Origin of the sequence: Roseomonas gilardii subsp. gilardii (assembly GCF_023078375.1) — a bacterium.
GTDB classification, from domain to species: Bacteria; Pseudomonadota; Alphaproteobacteria; order Acetobacterales; family Acetobacteraceae; genus Roseomonas; species Roseomonas gilardii.
In genome coordinates this window covers 843,716-866,952 of sequence record NZ_CP095554.1, presented here as the reverse complement: position 1 = coordinate 866,952, position 23,237 = coordinate 843,716, and the positions used below count along the sequence as shown (strand labels likewise).

Annotated in this window: 20 protein-coding genes; 19 read left to right on the top strand and 1 reads right to left on the bottom strand. The window is 70.0% G+C overall.

Features of this window, described 5'->3' with window-relative positions:
- Nucleotides 1-179: 179 nt before the first annotated feature.
- The 5 genes from MVG78_RS04035 (at nt 180) to MVG78_RS04015 (ending at nt 6,358) form a co-directional block, all read left to right on the top strand.
- A complete protein-coding gene (locus MVG78_RS04035; RefSeq protein ID WP_247558411.1) occupies nt 180-1,421 on the top strand; it encodes a glycosyltransferase in 1,242 nt (413 codons plus the stop codon).
- Complete coding sequence (locus MVG78_RS04030) at nt 1,418-2,773, top strand: hypothetical protein (protein WP_247558409.1); 1,356 nt, start codon at nt 1,418-1,420, stop codon at nt 2,771-2,773. Before MVG78_RS04035 ends, MVG78_RS04030 begins: the two co-directional genes overlap by 4 nt.
- 73 nt (nt 2,774-2,846) lie before the next feature.
- Nucleotides 2,847-4,037, top strand: a complete 1,191-nt coding sequence (locus MVG78_RS04025) for a glycosyltransferase family 4 protein (protein ID WP_247558407.1) — start codon at nt 2,847-2,849, stop codon at nt 4,035-4,037.
- A 349-nt stretch (nt 4,038-4,386) separates the two neighbouring features.
- Nucleotides 4,387-5,628, top strand: coding sequence for an outer membrane beta-barrel protein (locus tag MVG78_RS04020; RefSeq protein ID WP_247558405.1), 1,242 nt, complete (start codon nt 4,387-4,389; stop codon nt 5,626-5,628).
- Nucleotides 5,629-5,806: 178 nt separating this feature from the next.
- Nucleotides 5,807-6,358 carry a polysaccharide biosynthesis/export family protein gene (locus tag MVG78_RS04015; RefSeq protein WP_247558403.1) on the top strand — a complete coding sequence of 184 codons (552 nt, stop codon included), beginning with the start codon at nt 5,807-5,809 and terminating at the stop codon, nt 6,356-6,358.
- Between the two features lie 121 nt (nt 6,359-6,479).
- Here MVG78_RS04015 and MVG78_RS04010 read toward each other — a convergent pair whose 3' ends face one another.
- On the bottom strand, nt 6,480-7,388 hold the full coding sequence (locus MVG78_RS04010) for an AEC family transporter (protein WP_247560299.1): 909 nt from the start codon (nt 7,386-7,388) through the stop codon (nt 6,480-6,482).
- Nucleotides 7,389-7,574: 186 nt separating this feature from the next.
- Between MVG78_RS04010 and MVG78_RS04005 the strand changes: the two genes are divergently transcribed.
- The 14 genes from MVG78_RS04005 (at nt 7,575) to MVG78_RS03940 (ending at nt 23,159) form a co-directional block, all read left to right on the top strand.
- Nucleotides 7,575-8,681, top strand: a complete 1,107-nt coding sequence (locus tag MVG78_RS04005; protein ID WP_247558401.1) for a TRAP transporter substrate-binding protein — start codon at nt 7,575-7,577, stop codon at nt 8,679-8,681.
- A gap of 147 nt (nt 8,682-8,828) precedes the next feature.
- A complete protein-coding gene (locus MVG78_RS04000; protein ID WP_247558399.1) occupies nt 8,829-9,242 on the top strand; it encodes a DUF2501 domain-containing protein in 414 nt (137 codons plus the stop codon).
- A gap of 288 nt (nt 9,243-9,530) precedes the next feature.
- A complete protein-coding gene (locus MVG78_RS03995; protein ID WP_247558397.1) occupies nt 9,531-10,283 on the top strand; it encodes an SH3 domain-containing protein in 753 nt (250 codons plus the stop codon).
- A gap of 800 nt (nt 10,284-11,083) precedes the next feature.
- A protein-coding gene (locus MVG78_RS03990) for an IS630 family transposase (RefSeq protein WP_247558396.1) occupies nt 11,084-12,026 on the top strand; the annotation gives its coding sequence in 2 pieces (ribosomal slippage) (nt 11,084-11,419 and nt 11,421-12,026; 942 coding nt in all).
- Nucleotides 12,027-12,166: 140 nt separating this feature from the next.
- Nucleotides 12,167-12,613, top strand: a complete 447-nt coding sequence (aroQ, locus tag MVG78_RS03985) for a type II 3-dehydroquinate dehydratase (RefSeq protein WP_247558394.1) — start codon at nt 12,167-12,169, stop codon at nt 12,611-12,613.
- Complete coding sequence (locus MVG78_RS03980) at nt 12,613-13,476, top strand: shikimate dehydrogenase (protein ID WP_247558392.1); 864 nt, start codon at nt 12,613-12,615, stop codon at nt 13,474-13,476. The genes aroQ and MVG78_RS03980 overlap by 1 nt, the downstream gene beginning before the upstream one ends.
- Nucleotides 13,477-13,620: 144 nt before the next feature.
- Entirely contained in the window at nt 13,621-14,790 is a 1,170-nt protein-coding gene (gene pcaDC / locus MVG78_RS03975) for a bifunctional 3-oxoadipate enol-lactonase/4-carboxymuconolactone decarboxylase PcaDC (RefSeq protein ID WP_247558391.1), read from the top strand.
- Nucleotides 14,787-16,163, top strand: a complete 1,377-nt coding sequence (pcaB, locus tag MVG78_RS03970) for a 3-carboxy-cis,cis-muconate cycloisomerase (protein ID WP_247558389.1) — start codon at nt 14,787-14,789, stop codon at nt 16,161-16,163. Before pcaDC ends, pcaB begins: the two co-directional genes overlap by 4 nt.
- Nucleotides 16,160-16,843 carry a 3-oxoacid CoA-transferase subunit A gene (locus MVG78_RS03965; protein WP_247558387.1) on the top strand — a complete coding sequence of 228 codons (684 nt, stop codon included), beginning with the start codon at nt 16,160-16,162 and terminating at the stop codon, nt 16,841-16,843. The genes pcaB and MVG78_RS03965 overlap by 4 nt, the downstream gene beginning before the upstream one ends.
- 29 nt (nt 16,844-16,872) lie before the next feature.
- Nucleotides 16,873-17,532, top strand: a complete 660-nt coding sequence (locus MVG78_RS03960; RefSeq protein WP_282615046.1) for a 3-oxoacid CoA-transferase subunit B — start codon at nt 16,873-16,875, stop codon at nt 17,530-17,532.
- Between the two features lie 12 nt (nt 17,533-17,544).
- Entirely contained in the window at nt 17,545-18,747 is a 1,203-nt protein-coding gene (pcaF, locus tag MVG78_RS03955) for a 3-oxoadipyl-CoA thiolase (RefSeq protein WP_247558385.1), read from the top strand.
- A gap of 45 nt (nt 18,748-18,792) precedes the next feature.
- Nucleotides 18,793-19,632, top strand: a complete 840-nt coding sequence (locus tag MVG78_RS03950; protein ID WP_247558382.1) for a 3-oxoadipate:acetyl-CoA acetyltransferase — start codon at nt 18,793-18,795, stop codon at nt 19,630-19,632.
- A 35-nt stretch (nt 19,633-19,667) separates the two neighbouring features.
- Nucleotides 19,668-21,527, top strand: coding sequence for a bifunctional sugar phosphate isomerase/epimerase/4-hydroxyphenylpyruvate dioxygenase family protein (locus MVG78_RS03945; RefSeq protein ID WP_247558380.1), 1,860 nt, complete (start codon nt 19,668-19,670; stop codon nt 21,525-21,527).
- A 96-nt stretch (nt 21,528-21,623) separates the two neighbouring features.
- Complete coding sequence (locus MVG78_RS03940; protein ID WP_247558378.1) at nt 21,624-23,159, top strand: pyruvate kinase; 1,536 nt, start codon at nt 21,624-21,626, stop codon at nt 23,157-23,159.
- Nucleotides 23,160-23,237 lie beyond the last annotated feature (78 nt).

The following is a 23,237-nucleotide window of genomic DNA, read 5'->3' as shown; positions in this document are numbered from 1 at the left end:
ACAACTCTTACTTTAGGTTGATGATTTTTTACTTCATTCAACTCGTAGTTGATCTTGGATTGCCTGTGATCGATGGATGAAACATGCACGGCCGTTGAATCGCCCATCTTCGGGCCGATCAAGGAACGTCCTATGGAAGGCGAACAAGCCGGGTGACCGTCCTCAACAGGAAACCGACAATGCGAATAGCCCTCGTGAGCGACTCGATTTCCGCCTATGGCGGCGCGGAGCGGGTGATCGAGCAGATCCTGGCGCTTTATCCGCAGGCAGACATCTTCGCCGTGGTGGATGTGGTGCCACCCGATCAGCGGGCCTTCCTGGGCGGGCGGCCGGTGCGGACGTCCTTTCTCCAGAAGATCCCGAAGATCGAGCGCCTGTATCGCTCATTGCTGCCGCTCTGGCCGCTCGCCGTCGAACAATTTGACGTGACCGGCTACGATCTTGTGATCACCAGCCACCACAGCGTGGCTTACGGCGTGCTCACGCGGCCCGACCAGCCGCATGTGTCCTACGTGCATTCGCCGATGCGCTATGCCTGGGACCTGCAGCACGAATACCTGCGTGAGGCGAAGATGGAACGCGGGCCGAAGAGCTGGCTGGCCCGGCGCATGCTGCATTCCGCCCGGATCTGGGACTTCTGCGCGGCGCAGCGGCCCGAAACGATGGTGGCCAATTCCGCCTTCGTGGCCAACCGCCTGCGCCGCACGCACCGGCGGGAAGCCGGGGTGGTGCACCCCCCGGTCTATGTGGACACACTGCCGCCGCTCGGTTCGGTGGAGAAGGAGGATTACTACCTCTCCGTCTGCCGGCTCGTGCCCTATAAGCGCGTGGAGCTCCTGGCGCGCGCCTTCGCCCGTATGCCGGAGAAGCGCCTGAAGATCGTCGGCAACGGGCCGGAGCTGAAGCGCCTGCGGGAGATGAAGGTGCCGAATGTCGAGGTCCTGGGCCGCGTGCCGACGCCGGAGGTGCATCGCCTCCTGGCCGGGGCGCAGGCCTTCCTGTTCGCCGGCATCGAGGATTTCGGCATCACCGCGGTGGAGGCCCAGGCCGCCGGCACGCCGGTGATCGCCTATGGCGCCGGCGGCCTGGCGGAGACCGTGCTGGGCCCCGACCATGCCGACCCGACCGGCCTCTTCTTCGCGGAGCAGACGGAAGAGGCGGTGATCGCGGCCGTCCATGCCTTCGAGGGCAGCCGGGCACGCTTCACGCCGGAGAACTGCCTGGCCAATGCGCGGCGCTTCTCCACCGAGCGTTTCCGCAGCCGCTTCAAGGCCGTGGTGGACGAGGCGCTGGAGCGCGCCCGGGCCCAGGCGCCCGCCGGGCTGCATGGAGGCGAGGTCCTTCGCGGCCCGGTGCCCGGGGCGGGGTTGGCGCTGACGGAGCCGGCCCCGCAACCGGCCCCGGAGCCCGCCCGCTCGTGACGGTGCGGCGCAACCTCCCCGGCCTGACGCGGCGGCGGATCGGCGCGGGCCTGCTGGCGGCCTCGGCCGGGGCTGCGGCGGGGTGGATCGCCCCGGCCCGCGCCGCGCCCGGTGCCGGTGGGGCGGAGGGCCAGGGCATGCAGGCCATGGCCGCCGACTCGCTCGTGGACAGCATCGGCGTCAACATCCATTGCTGGCCCGGCAACAGCTATATCGAGGGCGACCGCTGGGAGAAGGTGATCCTGCCGGCACTGCGGGAGCTGCGCATCCGCCACGCGCGCGATGGTGTCGGCCTGGATCGTGGCGTCCTGACCAGGTTGCGGCAGGTGGCCCAGCTCGGCATCCGGCTGACCCTGCTCAGCGGGCCGGAGGCAACCTCCTCGGTGGAACTGTCCCGGGCGCTGGATGAGGTCGGCCGCGAGAACATCGCCATGCTGGAGGGCGTGAACGAGCCCGATGGCTGGTGGGGCGGCCGCCCGGGGCACACGCCGGAGATGGCGATCGACCATCAGCGCATCCTGTCCGGGATCGGCCGGGCGCGGGACATCCCGGTGATCGCCTCGGCTCTGATCCAGGCGGGCAACCGGGCGCGCTTCGCCCGGCAGGCCCCCTATGCCGAGTATGGCAATATCCACCCCTATCCGGCCGGCCGCATGCCGGAGACCGGGGGCTGGGGCGACAACGGCTATGGCAGCCTGCGCTGGGCGCGCGACCTGCTGGTCACGCCGCTGCTGGGCGCCAAGGCGCCCTTCGTCGCCACCGAAGTCGGCTACCACAACGCGATCACGCAGAAGGCGCGGACCACCAACCCACATTCCGGCTGCCCGGAACCCGTCTCCGCCGCCTATGAACCGCGCCTCTTCCTGTACTACCGCCGCTTCGGCGTGGCGCGCAGCTTCAAGTACGAGTTCTTCGACCAGGGCACGGACAAGGACGATCCAGAGCAGAATTTCGGCTGGCTGCGGCATGACGGGTCGCGCAAGCCGGCCTTCCACGCCATGCGCAACCTGATCGCCGCCTTCTCCGACCCCGGCCCCGCCTTCGCCCCCGCCCGGCTGCCGGTCAACCTGTCCGGCGAGACGGAGGGGCTGGAAACCTGCCTGTTCCAGAAGCGCGACGGCAGCTTCCTCCTGGCCCTCTGGCTGGCAAAGTCGCTCTGGGACGTGCACAGCTTCACCGAGACGCCGGTGCCACCGCAGGAGGTGCGGATCGCTTTCGGCGACCGGGTCCGCCAGGCCGCCGTGAACCGCCCCAACGAGGATGCCCGCTTCCAGGAGGCCGCCCTTTCCGGCGGCGGCATCACCCTGCCGGTGACGGCCCAGGTCACGCTGCTGCGCCTCACCCCGCGCTGAACACCCCCCTCGCAACCCCGCGTCCGCGCCCGATCCGGCGCGGGCCAGAACCGGATAGGGCACTGGACACGGCATGGACGGCCACGACCTCCCCTCGGACACCCCGCGCGTGCTCTTCGTCAACCATTCCAGCCGCACCGGTGGGGCGGAGTTCATCCTGCTCGCCAACCTGCGCGCCTTCGGGGCGAATTCCTCCGTCTGGCTGTTCGAGGACGGGCCGTTGAAAACCGCCCTGGCCGATCACCCGCCGCGGGTGCTGATGCCCTCGCGTCCCTCTGGCTTCACCGACATCAAGCGCGACCAGGGCATGGCGCGCGCGGCGCTGCCGATGCTGGGCGGCATGCTGCGCATGGTGCGCGAGATCGCCGCCGCCGCGCGGCGGCACGACATGGTCTATGCCAATTCGCAGAAGGCCTTCGTGCTTTCCGCCCTGGCGGCGAAGCTGGCCGGGCGGCCCCTGGTCTGGCACCTGCACGACATCCTGACGCCAGCGCATTTCGGCGGCGGACAGCTCAGGCTGTTGCGCACCCTGGCGCCGCTCGCCACGCGGGTGATCGTGCCCTCCCAGGCCGCCGCCGATGCCTTCACCACGCTCTGCGGCCGGGCGGACCGGGTGCGGGTGGTGCCCAATGGCGTGACCCTGCCGCCCGACCCGATGGCTGGCGCCGGCATGGCGGAACGCCGCGCGGCGCTGGGCCTGCCCGGAGAGGGCTTCCTGGTCGGCGTGTTCAGCCGCCTCTCGCCCTGGAAGGGCCAGGCCGTGGTGCTGCGCGCCGTGACGAAGGTGCCCGGGGCGGTGGGCATCATCACCGGCGACGCCCTGTTCGGCGAGGATGACTACGCCGCCAGCCTGCGGCGGCTGGCGGAGGAGCTGGGCATCGCCGACCGTGTCCGCTTCCTCGGCCACCGCCACGACGTGCCGGCGCTGATGCGGGCCATGGATGTGGTGGTGCATCCCTCCACCGACCCGGAACCCTTCGGCCGCACCCTGGTGGAGGCCATGCTCTGCCGCACGCCGCTCGTCGCCGCCTCGGCCGGCGCCATCCCGGAGATCGCCGGCGACAACGAGGCCGGGCTGCTGGTCCCCCCGGGCGACGATTCCGCCCTGGCGGCGGCGCTGCGGGAGATCCGGCAGGATCCCGCCGCCACCCAGGCCCGAATCGAGGCGGGCGAGCGCCGCGCCCTTGCCTTGTTCAGCGAGGACCGCATGCGGGAGGGTGTGCTCTCCGTGGTGCGGGAAGTCCGCCAGCGGCAGGGGAGCTGAAACCCGCTACCTGCGCGTGTCAACGCGGCATCTGTGGCCGGAAAGCCATAACCGCCGTCGCAGAACGTTACGACTCTATTATTCCTCCGGATTCTGTCCCCCAGGGACGGCATATGCTGTAAGCTGTGTCTCTCCGGATGAAACGAATCGTGGATCATGGGATGTTTTTGAGGGGCGGAAGCGGGACACGGCGCAGTCGAACAGGCGGGAACCGGGGCAGAGCCTGGGTTGTCACGTCTGACGAGACCCCCGGCGGGATGGCGCCGGCCTCGCCCTGAAGGCGACCGGCCTGGGTGCCACCATCCTGGGTGCCGCCGCGCTCCTCGGCCCGGCCCCCGCCCATGCCCAGTTGCTCGACCAGTACCTGCCCAACAACTACTACTCCCGCTTCTCCCTGGAAGCCTTTCCCGAGAACGTGCGGCCGGAGGACATGGACGTCACCCAGCGTCCGCGCCCCGAGGTGCAGCCGCTCGGCGTCCGGCTCGGGGGTTTCACCCTCCGCCCTAGCCTGGGCGAGGCCATGGGTGTCGACACCAACCCGCTCGGCACCAGCCGGGGCGACACGATCGGCACCTTCAGCACCGATGCCGCGCTGGACCTGCGCTCGAACTGGGCGCGCGACAGCCTCTATGCCACCGCCGGCGTGGATGACCGCCGCGTGACCGGGCGCAATGCGGGAACGCCCGATCCCAGCCGCACCAATTTCAACACCACGGTCGGCGGCTCCTACGACATCGGCCGCGACACCTTCTCGGCCAGCGCCTCCTATTTCCGCCTGCATGAGGAAGCGACGGCCTTCGACGCCCAGACGGTGGCCGAGCCGCGCGCCTTCAACGCCTATGATCTCCGCGCCGCCTACCGCGCGACCTTCAGCAACGTCTCCATCACGCCGGACTTCATCTTCCAGGCCTTCCGCTTCGTGGATGCCTTCGACGATGGCAGCACCTTCAATCAGAAGCTGCGCGACCGGAACGTCTATAATGGCGGCATCACCACGCGCTATGCCGTGGCCCCCCGGCGCGACCTGGTCTTCGTGGTGCGCGGCGGCCGTTCCGACTACGTGAACTACGACCCCACCTACGGCAAGCTGGGCTCGGACACGGTGCTCGCCCTGGCCGGCTTCGACGACAGCAGCGGCGCCGTGTTCCGCTACCGCGCCCTGGTCGGCTACCAGGTCCGCTTCTTCGACGCGACGGGCGCGAAGGACCGCTCCTCGCCGGTCTTCGAGGCGGCGGTCGCCTGGTCGCCGACGCGGCTGACCACGATCAGCGGCCTCGCCTCCCGCCGGATCGAGGACACCTCCACCGACACGCTGCAAGGCTATACCTACAACCAGGCCCAGATCGCGGTGGACCACGAGCTGCTGCGCAACGTGCTGATCGGCGCGCGGGCCGACTACCTGCATGCCAAGTTCACCGGCGGCGGCGACAGCACCGTGATCGGCACCGGCGCCTATGCCACCTGGTTCATGAACCGCAACATCTCGCTGCGCCTCAGCTACGACTTCACCAACCGTGATGGCAGCGGCAGCGGCACCAATTCCAATTACGATCGCCACCTCGCGCTGCTGCGGGTGGGATTCGGCCTGTGAGGCCCGGACAGCGTCCCCCCGGCGCACCGGCACCCCTCACCCATGCTCCCCTCCGGCTGGCTCCGGCCGGCCCGGGCCGGGGAGCCTTCCTGCCCTCAACCCCTCGGAGGAACCTCTGTCCGTGCCGCACTCTTCCTCTTCTTCCGCCACGCGAGCGCGGCCCCGCCGGCCCTTCCGCATGGCCACCGCCGCCGTGCTCGGCCTGAGCCTGATGGCCAGCGCCTGCGCCCCGGGCCGTGACCTGCAGCCGCTGGCCGAGGCCCAGCCCTCCGCCTACCGCCTCGGCGTCGGTGACGAGATCCGCGTGACCACCTTCGGCGAGGACCAGCTCGGCGGTGATTTCAGGGTGAACGACGCCGGCAACATCGCCTTCCCGCTGCTCGGCAACGTCAAGGCGGCCGGGCTGACCTCCTCGGAACTCTCGACCCAGCTCGCCGCCGAGATGAAGCGCCGCCAGTTGCTGCGCGACCCGAACGTGGTGGCCCAGGTGCAGACCTATCGCCCGGTCTTCGTGCTGGGTGAGGTGGCGAAGCCCGGCGAGTACCCCTACCGCCCCGGCATGACCATGCTGACCGCCGTGGCGGTGGCCGGCGGCTTCACCTACCGCGCCGTGACCGACCGCGCCTCCGTGGTGCGCATCACCGACGGCAAGGGCCAGGAGGGTCTCGTGTCCCGTCAGAGCCTGATCCAGCCCGGCGACGTGATCAACGTCTTCGAGCGCCGCTTCTGATGGGATGGGCGGCTTTCCGGCCGCCCCGTCATCGGCGCCCGTTTCGCTTCCCGGGGGACAGGGCGGAACCTTCTCCCCCGGGGACAGCACGACGCCGCCCGGGAAAGCCGGCGTCGGTCCATCAGGGCAGCAGCAGCCAGACCCAGAGGGGCAGGCTCAGCATGGCCAGGACATGCTGTCCCGTGGTCATGGCGGCGATCAGCGGAGCGTCGCCCCCCATGGCACGGGCGATCACATAGCCCGTGGTGGCCGTGGGCATGGCCATGAACAGCACCGCCACGGCGGCGGGCAGGGCTTCCAGCCCGAGCAGCCGGGCCAGGCACAGGGTGAGCAGCGGCATCAGCAGCAGCTTCTGCGCCGCCACCATGTTCTGCAGCAGGGGCCGGTCGCGCATCGCGCCCGGGGTCAGCGCCGCGCCGACCGCCAGCAGGCCGAGCGCCACGGAGGCGCCGCCCAGGGCCCGCAGCAGCGGCCCGAGCCCAGGCGGCAGGCCGCCCATCAGCGAGAAGGCGAAGCCGATGAGGCAGCCCTGGATCAGCGGGTTGCGCGCGACCTGACGCAGCACGGCGCTGGGGCGGGGCCAGCCGCGTTCGCCGCCCATGGCGAAGACGACGGTGAGCAGAAGCTGCACGCAGGGCACGATCAGCCCGGTCGTCACCCCACCCAGCGCCACCCCCGGCGCGCCGAGCACGCCGCCGGTGACGGCGAAGGCGACGAGGTTGTTGAAGCGGATGCCGCCCTGCATCACCGAGGTCGCGGCGGGATGCGCCTGCCCCATCAGCCGCGCCAGCAGCAGCGACAGGGCGGTGCCGAGCAGCAGGGTGATCCAGATGCTGGCCGCCATGCCGCCCAGGGGCAGGCTGTGCAGGTCCACCGAGGCGATCGAGGACACCAGCAGGGCCGGCATCAGCAGGTGGAAGATCAGCCGCTCCATCCCGGCCCAGACCGCGTCATCGCGCAGCATGCGCCGCTTCAGGACCATGCCGAGGGCGATCAGGCCGAAGGCTGGTACAAAGGCGTCGAGCCACATGTTCACGGGCGGGGAGGCCGGGGTGGCGGGGCCGCATGGATCTGCGTCATCCTGGGCAGGCTATGGCAGATCGGTGGCGGTGGCAGGGGGGCCGGGGGCAGACCAGCCCTGCCGGCGCGCCCACCCCTGGCGCTTCGGCCCGTTCTCTGCTGCTGTTGCGGAAAGAACCGGCTCCGGGAGGATTCCATGCAACGCCGTGCCCTGCTGACTGCCGCCATGGCGGCCGCCCCCGCCCTGCCTGCCGCCGCGCAAGCCCCAGCCCCCACCGGCGGGACGGAGGCGATGCCGGAGGTCCGCTGGCGCCTGACCAGCTCCTTCCCCCGCTCCACCGACATCCTCTACGGCACGGCCGAGAAGATGACGAAGCGCGTGTCGCAGCTCACCGACAACAAGTTCCAGATCCGGCTCTTCGCGGCGGGGGAGATCGTGGGCGGGCTGCAGGCACTGGATGCCGTGCAGAACAACACGGTGGAGGCCTGCCACACCGCCACCTACTACTACACGGGCAAGGACCCGGCCTTCGCCTTCTTCACCGTCGTCCCCTTCGGCATGAACGACCGGCAGCAGACGAGCTGGTACCAGCAGGGCGGCGGCCAGGCACTGCTGGAGGAGCTGCTGAAGGACTACAACGCCGTGCCCTTCATGCTGGGCAATACCGGCGCGCAGATGGGCGGCTGGTTCCGCAAGGAGATCAAGGGCCTCGACGATGTGAAGGGGCTGAAGTTCCGCATCGCCGGGCTGGCGGGCGACATGTTCGCCAAGATGGGCGCGGTGCCGACGCAACTCGCGGCCAGCGACATCTATCCGGCGCTGGAGCGCGGCACGATCGACGCCGTGGAGTTCGTCGGCCCGCATGACGACGAGAAGCTCGGCTTCGCCCGCGTCGCGCCCTATTACTACTATCCCGGCTTCTTCGAGCCCTGCGCGCAGACGCATCTGCTGGTCAACCAGCGTGCCCTGGCCGCGCTGCCGCCGCATTACCGCGCGGCGCTGGAGGCGGCCTGCGCCGAGGCGAACACCGACATGCTCTCGCGCTACGACCAGAGCAATCCGGAGGCGCTGCGGCGGCTGGTGGGGGCGGGCACGCAGCTCCGCCCCTGGCCGCGCGACGTCATGACCGCGGCCTGGAAGGCGGCGAACGAGCTCTACGAGGAGATCGGCAACCGGAACGAGCGCTTCAAGCGGATCTGGGACAGCTACCGCAAGTATCGCGACGAGGAGTTCCTGTGGTTCCGCGTGGCCGAGCAGAGCTATGCCAACTTCGCCTTCACCGCGGCGCAGACGGTGAAATAGCTCCGGCGCGGGGCAGGCAGGGGGCTTCCTGTGCCCCCGCCCCATCCGCCCGGTCCTGGCCGCGCACGAAATCCTGTAGGGGGCCCGGGTTGTGCCATGGGGCGGCCTGTGCTCCGTCACCGTCTCCCGGAAGGTAAGGAGACGCCGATGCGCCATCTCGTGACAGGGCTCGCCGCCATGGCCCTGCTGGCCGCCGCGCCCGCCGCCGTCACCCCCGCGCGGGCGCAGCTGATGGACACGCTGAAGAATGCCGCGGGCAACAGCCTCGGCGGCATCGCGGTGCCGTCCCCGGCCGCCGCCAGCAGCAGCAACATCGCGGGGCTCATGCAGTACTGCGTGCAGCAGCGCCTGGTCAGCGGCACGGAGGCGACTTCGGTGAAGGACCAGCTCCTGGGCAAGCTCGGCGGCACCGCGAAGCAGAGCAGCAATCCGGGCTTCGCCGAAGGCTCCAAGGGCGTGCTGGACGCGCAGGGCAAGAGCTTCGACCTCGCCAGCCTGAAGAGCGAGCTCGGACAGAAGCTCTGCGAGCAGGTGCTGCAGCGCGCCAAGTCGCTGCTCTGAAACAGCCGGCCGCGCGGCCGCCGGAACGCGCCCGGCCGTGCTGACCGCTTGAAGGAGGGGGGCATGGCGCGGTGCCGTGTTCCCCGCCCCCAGCTGGCATGCCGGAACCGGGGCGGGTCTCGTCGCGCCAGCCGGTGAATTTCTCCCGGCCCGCCCAAACATTGTTGCGGTCACGGCGTTCTGCACCCGATGGCCGGCCTGTGGGGCGTGGCGACGCCGTCCCGGCGTGGCCAGCGCCTCGCCGCGCCATGTGCGGAGGCCCGTGACGAGACAGGAGGATTGGGTGCCGTGAACGCCGCCATCGGGTCGGGGATCCTTCGCACCTGCACCGGCCTGCTCCTGCTGGCCGCACTGGCCGCCTGCAATGAGAAGGACGCCAAGAGCGAGAGCGCGCCCGATCGCCTGGCGCAGGCCCAGGCGGCGACGGAGGCCGCCTTGCGCGCCGGGCTCGCCTCCTATGGCCAGCCGCAGATCCGCGCGGTGCAAGGCTATGCGCAGGCGATGCCGAACACGGTGGCCGTCTGCGGCCAGGTCAATGCGAAGGGAGCCAGCGGCGCCTTCGTGCCCTTCGTGACGGTGGTGACCTATTCCGAGGGCGCGGAGCCGGTGCTGGAGCAGCACATCGCCCTGTCGGATGTCGAGGCGACGCGCGTCTATGTCGAGACCGTCTCCCGCTGCCGGGAGGAAGGCGGCCCGAAGCCGACCCTGCGGCAGGCCGCCCCGCCGCTCCTGCCCCCGATCCCGACCAACCTGCCGCAGGTGACGCAGGTGACGACCACGGTGGTGGTGCCGCAGGGAGCGAAGGACCAGGTGCAGCAGGCGGCCCCCGGAGCGGCGGCGCAGAGTGCCTCCGGCACGCTTTCGATGCGGCAGCCGGGCAATCTCCGCGAGCATCCGAATGGCGGCGGGCAGGTCCTGCGGGTGGTGCCGGCCGGGACCAGCCTGACGATCTTCGGGACCGCTCCGGGGGGCTGGTATCAGGTCGGGGCTTCCAGCCCCGAAGGCTGGGTCCATGGCAGCCTCGTCACGCTGCGGCGCTAGCGGATCGCCACACCGGAATCCGCGTGGGACGGGTCGGGATGGGGTCCTGTTCGCGTGGCGGATGGCGTAATCTGCGATGCAGGCGCGGATTCGAGCGCCCGGCCGGTATCATGGCCGCAGGACCGCAGGAGATTTTCGTGGAACGACGCCGCCTGTTATTCGGCCTTCTGACGGGCCTGCTGGCCGCGCCGGTGGCGCTGACCGCGCCGGAGGCAGCAGCCCAGCCCGCACCGGGTGGCCCCCCGGGTGGTCCTTCAGGCGGCCCCTCGGGTGGCCCGCCGCATCGCCCCTCGGCGCCACCCCGCCATCCGCCGCCTCCTCCCCGTCATCGCCGCCGCCGGCATGTCCATCGCCGTCCGCCGCCGCCACCCCGGCGTTACTGATCTCCGTATTCCAGGCGGGCCCGCTGCTTCAGGGAGCGGGCGGGCGCGTCCGCAGCTTTCTTCGCGGACCGCAGGGCGTGGATCGGGATGCCCACGCCTCGTCGCTTCCGGGCTGGCGGGAGCAGCAGGGGACTTACCCCTGCCCTGACCGGAAGGGCGGGCGGTGGTCTTGCCCTCCCTGACCCTGCGGCGCGGCCGCCCTGGCCCGCGGCGCCTGCATGACTTTCCCCAGACCTTCAAAAGACTTCGCGATCCCGCGGCCTGACGCCGGCGCGCGTTCCCGGCCATCGCTCTCGGGCCGGGGCGGGAGTATGAAGACATCTAGAGTCTGTCAGATTGTTTCTGAATCGAGAATTGACTTCTGCGACGCGGGGCGGCCGTGATTCAAGATGGCTGCTGGATGGGAGGCCAGCGGCGATGGCTCGAGCCCTTTCCCTGGATTTGCGGATCCGTGTGGCAGCTGCGTTGGCTGGTGGGTCGACGGTTCGAGAAGCGGCGAAACGCTTTGGCGTCTCGGTCGCCAGTGCGGTACGGATTGGTCAACTTGCCCGATCCGGGCATGGTCTGGCGGCCCGCAAGGTGGGGGGCAATCGTCGGCCGAGACTGCTGGATGCGACCGAAGCATTGACCAGCCGCCTTGCGGCGAAGTCGGATTGGACCGTGCGGGCACTTGCCGCCGACCTGAAGGCCGGCGGCATCGACGTGTCGCATGACACGGTCTGGCGTTTTATGCGCCGCCAAGGCCTCACCTTCAAAAAAAACTTTGCTGGCAAGCGAGACGGAACGGCCGAGCCTGGCGCGTCTGAGGGCCCGTTGGCGGACCCGTCAACATCGGTTTGATCCGGCCCGCCTGGTCTTCATTGACGAGACATGGGTGAAGACCAACATGACCCGCACACGAGGCTGGAGCCTGCGCGGGGCGCCGCTCCTGGCCAAGGTGCCGCACGGGCACTGGAAGACGCTGACGTTCCTGGCCGGATTGCGGCACGATCGCATCGTCGCCCCCTGCGTCATCGACGGACCGATCAACGGCTTGTCCTTCACAGCATGGGTGCGACAGTTCCTGCTGCCGACCCTCGGGCCGCGAGACATCGTCATCGCCGACAACCTTGGCAGTCATAAGGGAAAACCAGCCCGCGATGCGATCCGGAGCGTCGGTGCCAGGCTGCTCTTCCTGCCGCCCTACAGCCCCGACCTCAACCCGATCGAGATGGTCTTCGCCAAGCTCAAGACCCTCCTGCGAAAGGCCGATGAACGCTCCATCGATGCCACCTGGCGCAAGATCGGCGACTTGCTCTTGACCTTCACCGCCGACGAATGCGCCGCATACCTCCGCCATGCCGGCTATGCTTCTATTTGAACCTGACAGACTCTAAAAGAGAGAGTTTTCCGTTGACTTGGATTAACCGGTTAGTCCACACCCGGGGCCGTCCCAGGCCGGAATGCCGGATCGGAACGCCCGGTGGCCATGGATTCCAGATCCGATAGGGAGAGTGTCCAGTGACGCGCTTGGTCTATGTCCTGAACGGACCCAACCTGAATCTGCTGGGCAAGCGGCAGCCGCAGATCTATGGCCACGAGACCCTGGCCGATGTGGAACGGGATTGCCGGGCCACCGCGGACGGGCTGGGGCTGGAGATCCGCTTCCACCAGAGCAACCGCGAATACGAGATCATCGACTGGATCCACGAGGCCCGTGAGACCGCGGCGGGCATCGTCATCAACCCGGCCGCCTTCACCCATACCTCGGTGGCCATCCTCGATGCGCTGAAGACCTTCGAGGGGCCGATCATCGAGGTGCATATCTCCAACGTGCACCAGCGCGAGAGCTTCCGGCACCATTCCTATGTGACACTGGCCGCCAGCGGGGTGATCGCGGGCTTCGGCACCCAGGGCTACACGCTGGCCCTGCAACGGGTCGCCCGCCTGATCGGGGAGAGCAAGTGATGGCGCGCCAGGCGGTTCTATGCGGGCTGATCGGCCATGGCATCCAGGCGTCGCTGACCCCGTCGATGCATGAGCGCGAGGGCGACGAGCAGGGCCTGCGCTCCCTGTACAAACTGATCGACCTGCATGCCCTGGGCCTGGGCGTGGAGGCGCTGCCGGAGCTGTTGCAGGCGGCGGAGCGCATGGGCTTCACCGGGCTCAACATCACCCACCCCTGCAAGCAGGCGGTGATCCCGCTGCTGGACGAACTGTCCCCCGACGCGGCGGCGCTGGGCGCGGTGAACACCGTGCTGCTGCGGGACGGGAAGCGGATCGGCCACAACACCGACTGGTCCGGCTATGCCGAGGCCTTCCGCCGCAACATGGAAGGCGTGGCGCTGGACCGCGTGGTGCAACTCGGCGCCGGCGGGGCCGGGGCGGCGGTGGCGCATGCGCTGCTGACCATGGGCGTCGGGCAGCTGACCATCCAGGACATGGACCCCGCCCGGGCCCAGGCGCTCGCCGCCTCCCTGTCGGAGCGTTTCGGTGCGGGGCGGGCGGTGGCCTGCGCCAACCTGCCGGCCGCCATGGCGGCGGCGGACGGGCTGGTTCACTGCACCCCGACCGGCATGGCCGCGCATCCCGGCCTGCCGCTGCCGGCGGAACTGCTGCGCCCTGCGCTCTGGGTGTCCGAGATCGTCTATTTCCCGCTGGAAACGGAACTGCTGCGCACCGCCGGCGCGCTGGGCTGCCGGACGCTGAGCGGCGGCGGCATGGCTGTCTTCCAGGCGGTGCAGGCCTTCCGCCTCTTCACCGGGCGCGAGCCCGATCCGGAGCGGATGCTGCGGCACTTCGCGGAGATGGTGGGCAACAGGCCGGGCTGATCCCCAGGGAACTCCGGCGTCGGGGAGGCCATGGGGCCCCTTTTCTGGAAAAACTTTCCGAAAAAGGGGCTTGCGGAGCCGGCGCGAAAGGGCGAAGCCGTGACCGGGCGGCTTTGTCCCAGCTAGGCTTTCGGGAGGCTCACGATGTTTCTCCGTCTGGACGGCACCACCTTTCAGGCGCAGGTCTCCGGCCCCGCCAATGGCGAGGTCCTGTTCCTGCTCCACTCGCTGGGCACGAATGCCGGGATCTGGGAGGAGCCGGCCCAGGCCTTCTCGAACCGCTACCGCGTCATCCGCCCGGACCTGCGCGGCCATGGAATGAGTGGCGTCACCCCCGGCCCCTACAGCATCGAGGGCATGGCCCGCGACATGCTGGGGCTGCTGGACCTGATGGGGGTGGAAAGCGCCCATGTCGCCGGCATCTCCATCGGCGGGATGATCGCCCAGTCGCTCGCCGCCCAGGCGCCCGGCCGGGTGCGCAGCCTGACGCTGGTGGACACGGCCCTGGCCATCCCCCCCGCCCAGACCTGGACCGACCGCGCCGCCACGGTGCGCGCCGAGGGCATGGCGCCGCTGGTGGAGACGGTGGTGGCGCGCTGGGTAACCCCGGCCTCGCTGGGCGAGCCGCGCACCGACGCGCTGCGTGCCATGCTGCGCCGGACCGATCCCGAGGGCTATGCCGGCGCCGCCGAGGCGATCGCCGCCGCCGACCTGACCGAGACCTCCCGCCGCATCGCGGTGCCGACCCTGGTGCTGGTCGGCGATGGCGACCAGGCGACGCCGCTGGCCAGCGCCGAGGCGCTGCGCGACACCATCCCCGGCGCGCGGCTGGAGGTGATCCCCGACGCCGCCCATATCCCGACCATGGAGCGCCCCGAAGCGGTGACCGCCGCCATGCGCGGCTTCCTGGGCGCGCAGGCTCCGGCCTCCGGCGGCGATGCCTATGCCGCCGGGCTGGCGGTGCGGAAATCCGTGCTGGGCGAGGCGCATGTCGCCCGCGCCAGCGCCGCGGTGACGCCGCTGGACCAGCCCTTCCAGGACTACATCACGCGCAACGTCTGGGGGCAGATCTGGACCCGCCCGGGCCTGCCGCGGCACACGCGCTCCCTGCTCACCCTGGCCATGATGGCGGCACTGGGGCGGGAGGACGAGTTCGTCCTGCATGTCCGCGCCACGCGCAACACGGGCGTCTCGCCGGAGGAGATCGCGGAGGTGCTGCTCCAGGTCGGCGCCTATGCCGGCGTGCCGGCGGCCAACCATGCGCTGAAGCTGGCCAAGAAGACGCTCAAGGAGATGGCGGAGGAAGCGCCGTGACCGTCAACCCGGCCGACAGCGCCGTCTTCGGCGCCCTCTATGGCAGCGAGGCGCTGCGCGAGGTGGCGGGCGACCATGCCTGGCTGCAGCGCATGCTGGACGTGGAGGCGGCGCTGGCCCGGGTCGAGGCCCGGCTGGGGCTGATCCCCGCCGAGGCCGCGCCCGCCATCACCGCGGCGGCGCGCGCCGAGAATCTCGACATGGCCGCCCTCGCCGTCTCCACCCGCAACACGGGCTATCCGGTGGTGGGGCTGGTGAAGCAGCTTTCCCAGGCCGCCGGGGCGGAAGCCGGGCGCTGGACCCATTGGGGTGCCACCACCCAGGACATCCTCGACACCGCCACGGTGCTGGTGATCCGCGACGCGCTGGCGATCATCGGGCGGGACCTGGACCGGGTCTGCGCCGCCCTGGCGCAGCGGGCGGAGGAGCACCGTGGCACGGTGATGGCCGGCCGCACGCATCTCCAGCACGCCCTGCCGGTGACCTTCGGCTACAAATGCGCCGTCTGGCTCTCGCCGCTGCTGCGGATGCGGGAGCGCCTGGCGGAGCTGCGGCCGCGCGTGCTGCGGGTGGAATTCGGCGGCGCGGTGGGCACCCTGGCCTCACTGGGCGACCGGGGAGCGGAGGTGCTGGCCGGCCTGGCGCAGGAGCTGGACCTCGCCGAGCCGGAGATCCCCTGGCATGTCGCGCATGACGGCTTCGCCGAGCTGGTTTCCTGGTGCGGGCTGCTCACCGGTTCGCTCAGCAAGTTCGCCACCGATGTCATGCTGCTGATGCAGACCGAGGTGGCCGAGGTGGCCGAGCCGCATGCCCCCGGGCGCGGCGGCTCCTCCACCATGCCGCAGAAGCGCAACCCGATCGCCTGCGAATACGTGATCGCCCAGGCGCGCGGGGTGAGCGCGCTGGTGCCGCAGATGCTGGCCGCCCTGCCGCATGACCAGGAGCGCGGCACCGGCCCCTGGCAGGCCGAGCCGCTGGCGATCTTCCAGAGCCTGTTGCTGACGCATGGCGCCCTGGAGCAGGCCGTGCTGGTGGCCGAGGGGATGACGGTGGATGCCGCGCGCATGCGCCGCAACCTCGACAGCACCGGCGGGCTGATCATGGCCGAGGCGGTGATGATGGGCCTCGCCCCCGTGCTGGGGCGCGAGCAGGCGCATCACGCCGTCCACCATGCCTGCGACGTGGCGCTGAAGGAGGGTATCCCCCTCGCCGAGGCGCTGTCGCGGGAGGAGGAGGTGTCCTCCCGCCTCGACAAGAAGAAGATCGAGGCCCTCACCGATCCGGCTGGCTATCTGGGCGCGACCAGCCTCTTCATCGACCGGGTGCTGCAGCAGGCGGCGCCCCTTCCGCGCCGCAACGGGAAGTCTGCATGATCAACAAATTCGTCCGCTCGATCGCGGAGGCGCTGGAAGGGGTCAAGGACGGGTCCACCGTGCTCATTGGTGGCTTCGGCTCGGTGGGGCAGCCCAATGCCCTGATCGAGGGTCTGGCGGAGCAGGGGGCGAAGGACCTCACCGTCGTCGCCAACAATGCGGGGACCGGCCATACCGGCCTGGCGAGGCTGATGGAGCTGGGGCGGGTGCGCAAGATCATCTGCTCCTTCCCGCGCTCGGCCGGCTCGGTAGTGTTCGAGGAGCTCTACAAGGCCGGAAAGATCGAGCTGGAGATCGTGCCTCAGGGCACGCTGGCGGAGCGGCTGCGCGCCGCGGGCGCGGGCGTGCCGGCCTTCTTCACCCCGACCGGCGCCAACACGCTGCTGGCCAAGGGCAAGGAGGTGCGCGAGTACAATGGCCGCCCCTGCATCCTGGAAGAGGCGCTGCCGGGCGACCTCGCCCTGGTCGAGGCCTGGCGGGCGGACCGCTGGGGCAACCTCGTCTACCGGGAGTCCGGCCGGAACTTCAATCCGGTGATGGCCATGGCGGGCAAATGCACCGTCGTGCAGACCCAGCATCTCTGCGAGGATGAGCGGAGGCTGGACCCGGAGACCATCGTCACGCCCGGAATCTTCACCGACCGCGTGGTGCATGTTCCCTATGGCGATCCCCAGAGTTGAGAAGGCCCGCTGAGGCGGAGGAGCGAGACATGTCGGAGACCCTGAACTTCAGGCCGCTCAGCCGCCCGCAGATGGCGGCGCGCGTGGCGCGGGACATTCCCGAGGGCTGGTACGTGAACCTGGGCATCGGTGTGCCGACCCTGGTGGCCGACCAGATCCCGGCGGGCCACGAGGTGGTGATCCATTCCGAGAACGGGCTGCTGGGCATGGGCCCGGCACCGGAGGAAGGCAAGGTCGATCCCTGGCTGATCAACGCGGGCAAGCAGCATGTGACGCTGACGCCGGGCGGCAGCTTCTTCCACCATGCCGACAGCTTCTCGATCATCCGCGGCGGGCATCTGGACCTCTGCGTGCTCGGGGCCTTCGAGGTGGCGCAGAACGGCGACATCGCCAACTGGGCGACCTCGGCCAATGACAGCGCCCCGGCCGTGGGCGGGGCCATGGACCTCTCGGTGGGCGCCAAGCGTCTCTGGGTGGTGATGGAACACACGACCAAGGACGGGCGGCCGCGGCTGGTGGAGGAATGCTCCTATCCGCTGACGGCCGGACGCGCGGTGACGCGGGTCTATACCAACCTCGCGGTGATCGACATCACGGCGCAGGGCTTCGTGGTGCGCGAGATGGTGCCGGGGCTGGATTTCGACACGCTGCAGGCCAGGACCGGCGCGAAGCTGCACCAGGCGGATTGAGGGGAGCGAACCATGGCTGACGCTTATATCTGCGATTTCGTCCGCACCCCGATCGGCCGCTATGCCGGCGCGCTGAAGGATGTGCGGCCGGACGACCTGCTGGCCCATACCTTCCGCGCCCTGGTGGAGCGCAACAAGGGCGTGGACTGGGCAGCGGTGGACGACTGCTATGTCGGCTGCGCCAACCAGGCGGGCGAGGACAACCGCGACGTGGCCCGCATGGCGGTGCTGCTTGCCGGCCTGCCCGTGGCGGTGCCGGGCTCGACGCTGAACCGGCTCTGCGGCTCGGGCCTCGATGCCGTGGGCACGGCGGCGCGCATGATCCGCGCCGGCGATGCCGAGCTGGTGATCGCCGGCGGCGTGGAAAGCATGACCCGCGCGCCCTTCGTGATGGGCAAGGCGGCGACGGCCTTCTCGCGCGAGGCGAAGATCGAGGACACCACCATCGGCTGGCGCTTCGTCAACCCGATGATGAAGAAGACCTACGGCACGGATTCCATGCCCGAGACGGGCGAGAACGTGGCGGAGCAGTTCGGCATCTCGCGCGAGGACCAGGACGTCTTCGCCTATCGTTCCCAGCAGAAGGCCAAGGCGGCGCAGGAGGCGGGCTTCTTCGCCCGCGAGATCATCCCCGTCACCATCCCCGGCCGCAAGGGCGACACGGTGGTGGAGCTGGACGAGCATCCGCGCCCCGACACGACGCTGGAAGGGCTGGCCAAGCTCAAGACCCCCTTCCGCACCCCCGGCACGGTCACGGCGGGCAATGCCTCCGGCGTGAATGACGGCGCCGCGGCGCTGATCATCGCCAGCGAGGCGGCGGCCCGGAAATACGGGCTGACCCCGCGCGCCCGGGTGGTGAGCATGGCCACCGCCGGCGTCGAGCCGCGCATCATGGGCTTCGGCCCGGCGCCCGCGACCAGGAAGCTGCTGGCCCGCACCGGCCTGTCGATCGGCGAGATCGACGTGATCGAGCTGAACGAGGCCTTCGCCAGCCAGGCGCTGGCGGTGACGCGCGACCTCGGCCTGCCGGACGACGCGCCGCAGGTGAACCCGCATGGCGGCGCCATCGCGCTGGGGCATCCGCTGGGCGCCTCCGGGGCGCGTATCGCCTTGACCTCGGTGAACGCGCTGGAGACGCTGGGCGGCCGGCGCGCCATCGCCACCATGTGCATCGGCGTCGGTCAGGGCATCGCGGCCCTCATCGAGAAAGTCTGATCGAAGGCGTCCGGGAACGGACGGGACCAGGGAGGAAACGGAACCATGGGCGAGCCTTGCATCATCAGCGTGGCCATCACCGGCTCGGTGCCGCGCAAGAAGGACAACCCCGCCGTTCCGATCACCATTCCGGAACAGGTGGAATCCACCCAGGCCGCCTATGAGGCCGGGGCCGCCCTGGTCCATGTCCATGTCCGCAACGAGGATGAGAGCTCCTCCTCCGACCCGGAGAAGTTCGCGGCTTTGCAGGAGGGCATCCGCAAGCACTGCCCGGACATCATCATCCAGTTCTCGACCGGTGGCCGGGGGCGCTCGATGGATCAGCGCGGGGCGATGCTCTACCTGAAGCCGGACATGGCCTCGCTCGCCACCGGCTCGGTGAACTTCCCCACCATCGTCTATGAGAACCCGCCGGATTTCGTGCGCCACCTGGCGCAGCAGATGCTCGATTACGGCATCAAGCCGGAGATCGAGGCCTTCGACCTCGCCATGCTCTACAACACGGTGGACATGGTGAAGCAGGGGCTGCTGAAGCCGCCGCCGCATGTGCAGTTCGTGCTGGGCGTGAAGCACGCCCTGCCGGCCAAGCGCGACATCCTGGAATTCGAGGTCCAGAAGCTGCGCGAGATGCTGCCCGACGCCACCTGGACCGCCGCCGGCATCGGCCGCCACCAGCTGGAGGTCAACCACTGGGCGCTGGAGATGGGCGGCCATGTCCGCACCGGGCTGGAGGACAATATCCGCTGGGACAAGAACACCCTGGCGGACAGCAATGCCCAGCTCGTGAAGCGGGTGGCGGAGCTGTGCGCGCAGTACGGCCGGCCGGTCGCGACGGCGCGGCAGGCCCGTGATATGCTGAAGATCCCGCAGGTCTCCGCCGCCTGACCTGAGCATCCGCCCCGAGCATCCGGAAGACAGCCATGCTGCCCACGAAGTCGCGCTTCGCCCGCTCGATCGCCACGGTCTCGCTGAGCGGAAACCTGCTCGACAAGCTGGAGGCGGCGGCCGCGGCCGGCTTCGACGGCGTGGAGATCTTCGAGAACGACCTGCTCACCTTCGAGGGCACGCCCGCGGATGTGCGCAAGGCGGCGCGGGACCTGGGGCTGGAGATCACCATCTTCCAGCCCTTCCGCGACTTCGAGGCGATGCCGGAGCCGCAGCGTGCCCGCAATATGGACCGGGCCGAGCGCAAGTTCGACGTGATGCAGGCGCTGGGCACCGACCTCGTGCTGGTCTGCTCCAACACCCAGCCGCACAGCCTGGACGACGATGCCCGGGCCGCCGCCGATCTGCGGGAGATGGCGGAGCGGGCGGCGAAGCGGGGCCTGCGCGTCGGTTTCGAGGCCCTGGCCTGGGGCCAGAACATCCGGCGCTGGAGCCATGCCTGGAAGATCGTGCAGCAGGCGGACCATCCCGCTTTGGGGCTGATCCTCGACAGCTTCCACACCCTTTCCCTGGGCGACGACCCCTCCGGCATCGCCCAGGTGCCCGGCGAGCGCATCTTCTTCGTGCAACTCGCCGACGCGCCGAAGCTGACCATGGACGTGCTGTCCTGGAGCCGGCATTTCCGCAACTTCCCCGGCCAGGGCGACCTGCCGGTCGAGGATTTCACCCACGCGGTGGTGGCCTCCGGCTATCGCGGCCCGCTGTCGCTGGAAATCTTCAACGACGATTTCCGCACCCTTCCGGCCCGCACCAATGCGCGCGACGGGCTGCGCTCGCTGATCTTCACCGAATCCCGCACCGGCGTGCTCGACCTGCCGCCGCCCCCCGTGGTGGAGCGGGTGGAGTTCCTAGAATTCGCGGTGGATGAGGGCGCGCGGCGCAAGCTCGCCACCTATCTGGAGCGCACCGGCTTCCGCCGTGTCGGCCGGCACCGCAGCAAGGATGTGGACCTCTACCGCCAGGGCGATGTCTCCCTGGTGCTGAACAGCGAGCAGGACAGCGCCGCCTCCGAGCATTTCCAGTTGCACGGCCCTTCGGTCTGCGCCTTCGCCGTGCGGGTGGACAATGTGGAGCAGGCGCTGACGCGCGCCCGCAAGCTGCTCTGCTCCGACTGGCAGGAGCATCGCGGCGAGGGTGAGCTGCCGATTTCCGGCATCCGCAACACCGACGGCACGCTGATCCTGCTGGTCGAGGCGCCGCGCCCCGGCGGCGGGAGCTGGCAGGACGATTTCGTGATGCTGGAGGAAGGTGCGGAGGTTGCCGACAGCGGCCTCACCGGCTGCGACCACATCGCGCTCGCCCTGCCCAACGGCACGATGGATTCCGCGGTGCTGTTCTGGCGCAGCGTCTTCGGGCTGGAGCCGCAGTCGATCTGGGATCTCGCCGATCCGCAGGGACTGGTGCGCAGCCGCGCGGTGGTGTCCGGCAATGGCGCGCTGCGCCTGCCGCTGAACATCTCGGAGGGGCAGAAGACCTCCACCGGCCGCTTCGTCACGGCCTTCGCCGGGGCCGGCGTGCACCACATCGCCTTCGACACGAAGGACATCTTCGCCAGCGTGCGCGACGTGCGGCGGCGCGGCGCGGAAACCCTTTCCGTGCCGGCGAACTACTACGACGACCTGCAGGCGAAATGGGGACTGGACGACGAGTTCCTGCGCAAGCTGCAGCAGCATGACGTGCTCTATGACCGCGACGCGGGTGGCGAGCTGCTGCATTTCTACCTGCGCGCCTTCGAGCACCGCTTCTTCTTCGAGATGATCGAGCGCCGTGGCGCCACCGGCTTCGGTGCGGCCAATGCCACGGTGCGCATGGCGGCCCAGGCCAAGCGGGGCTGATCCCGGGGGCGCCGCGCCGGCATTGCGTCACGGCAGCTTCATGCGGGAGCCGGGCGGGCCGCGCTAGAAAGGTGGTTGTCCCGCAGGAGACACCGCATGTCCGATGATCCCGTCCGGTCTTCCGAAGCCGCCGAACAGCCGCTCCCCGAAGAGGACCAGCCGGTGGACGTGCCGGCCCTGCATGCCGAGATCCGGGCCCTGCTGAAGGCGGTGCGCGAGGAAGGGCACGGCCTGGTGCGGCAATGGGAGGGCTCGCTCCACCAGCCCGACTTCCGGCCGGGCGCGGCGAACCTCGCCTGCTATCTCGCGCTGCGGCACCGGGATCTGCGCCCCTTGCAGCGGCCGCTGATGCTGCTGGGCCTGTCCTCGCTGGGCCGGCTGGAAAGCCGCGTGCTGCCCGTGCTGGAAAGCGTGGAGCGCGCCCTGGCGGCGCTGGCCGGACGGCCGCCCGAGGAGCCGCCGGTGTCGCCGGCGGCCTTCTTCGAGGGGGAGCGCCGGCTGGCGGAACGGACGCGGACGGTGCTCGGCCCGGCCTCGCCGCAGCGGCCGGTGCATCTGCTGGTCACCTGCCCGAGCGAGGCCGCCGACGATCCCGCCTTCATGCGGAGGCTGGCCGAGCGTGGCGTCGAGGCGGTGCGGATCAACTGCGCCCATGATGGCCGCGAGGCTTGGCAGCGCATGATCGCGCATGTCCATGCGGCGGAGGCCGCCACCGGCCGGCGCATGAAGGTGCTGATGGATCTGGGCGGCCCGAAGATCCGTACCGGTGAGGTGCGGGTGGCCGGCTCGCACCGCGTGGCGGAAGGCGACCGGCTGGCCGTCACCGCGCCCGGCGGCCTCGGGGCGGTCGCGCTGGAAGGGCCCCATGCGGCGGTGGAATGCACCCTGGGCGAGGTGCTGGCCATGGCCCGGCCGGGGGAGCGGCTGTTCATCGACGACGGCAAGCTCGGCGCCAGCATCGAGCGGGTGGAGCCCTGGGGGCTGGTGGCGCGCGTCACCGCCGCGGCGGGCGGCAGCGTCAAACTGAAGACGGAAAAGGGCATCAACTTCCCCGACACCGACCTGCACTGTGCCGCGCTGACCGACCAGGACCGGCGGGATCTGGACTTCGTCGCGCAGCATGCCGACGGCATCGGCTATTCCTTCGTGCAGTCGGCCCAGGATGTGGCCCTGCTCCAGGAGGAGCTGGAGCGCCGCCGGCCCGATGACTGGCGGAGCCTGTCACTGATCCTGAAGATCGAGACCACGCGGGCCGTTCGCGCCCTGCCCTCCATCCTGACCCGCGCCGCCGGGCAGCAGCCGACGGCGGTCATGATCGCGCGCGGCGACCTGGCGGTGGAGATCGGCTTCGCCCGGATGGCCGAGATGCAGGAGGAAATCCTCTGGCTGGGCGAGGCCGCGCATGTGCCGGTGATCTGGGCGACCCAGGTGCTGGAACGGCTGATCAAGAAGGGCGCCCCCTCGCGCGGCGAGATGACCGATGCGGCGATGGCGGCGCGGGCCGAATGCGTCATGCTGAACAAGGGCCCCTATCTGCACCGTGCCATCGCCGAGCTGGACTCGTTGCTCGGGCGCATGGGCGAGCACCAGCACAAGAAGACCCCGCGCCTGCGCCGCCTGCGGAGCTGGTAGCGGGCAGCGAGCGAGCCGGGGGAACGGCTCGGCGTTCCGGGTATTGTAATGTTATAACGTTCTGTATAAACCTCAGGG

Excerpts from the sequence above, each read along its gene's own strand:
- MVG78_RS04035 (WP_247558411.1), top strand. The coding sequence starts at position 180 with ATGCGAATAGCCCTCGTGAGCGACTCGATTTCCGCCTATGGCGGCGCG.
- MVG78_RS04025 (WP_247558407.1), top strand. The coding sequence starts at position 2,847 with ATGGACGGCCACGACCTCCCCTCGGACACCCCGCGCGTGCTCTTCGTC.
- MVG78_RS04015 (WP_247558403.1), top strand. The coding sequence starts at position 5,807 with ATGGCCACCGCCGCCGTGCTCGGCCTGAGCCTGATGGCCAGCGCCTGC.
- MVG78_RS04010 (WP_247560299.1), bottom strand. The coding sequence starts at position 7,388 with ATGTGGCTCGACGCCTTTGTACCAGCCTTCGGCCTGATCGCCCTCGGC.
- MVG78_RS04005 (WP_247558401.1), top strand. The coding sequence starts at position 7,575 with ATGCAACGCCGTGCCCTGCTGACTGCCGCCATGGCGGCCGCCCCCGCC.
- MVG78_RS04000 (WP_247558399.1), top strand. The coding sequence starts at position 8,829 with ATGCGCCATCTCGTGACAGGGCTCGCCGCCATGGCCCTGCTGGCCGCC.
- MVG78_RS03980 (WP_247558392.1), top strand. The coding sequence starts at position 12,613 with ATGGCGCGCCAGGCGGTTCTATGCGGGCTGATCGGCCATGGCATCCAG.
- pcaDC (WP_247558391.1), top strand. The coding sequence starts at position 13,621 with ATGTTTCTCCGTCTGGACGGCACCACCTTTCAGGCGCAGGTCTCCGGC.
- MVG78_RS03965 (WP_247558387.1), top strand. The coding sequence starts at position 16,160 with ATGATCAACAAATTCGTCCGCTCGATCGCGGAGGCGCTGGAAGGGGTC.
- MVG78_RS03960 (WP_282615046.1), top strand. The coding sequence starts at position 16,873 with ATGTCGGAGACCCTGAACTTCAGGCCGCTCAGCCGCCCGCAGATGGCG.
- pcaF (WP_247558385.1), top strand. The coding sequence starts at position 17,545 with ATGGCTGACGCTTATATCTGCGATTTCGTCCGCACCCCGATCGGCCGC.
- MVG78_RS03950 (WP_247558382.1), top strand. The coding sequence starts at position 18,793 with ATGGGCGAGCCTTGCATCATCAGCGTGGCCATCACCGGCTCGGTGCCG.
- MVG78_RS03945 (WP_247558380.1), top strand. The coding sequence starts at position 19,668 with ATGCTGCCCACGAAGTCGCGCTTCGCCCGCTCGATCGCCACGGTCTCG.
- MVG78_RS03940 (WP_247558378.1), top strand. The coding sequence starts at position 21,624 with ATGTCCGATGATCCCGTCCGGTCTTCCGAAGCCGCCGAACAGCCGCTC.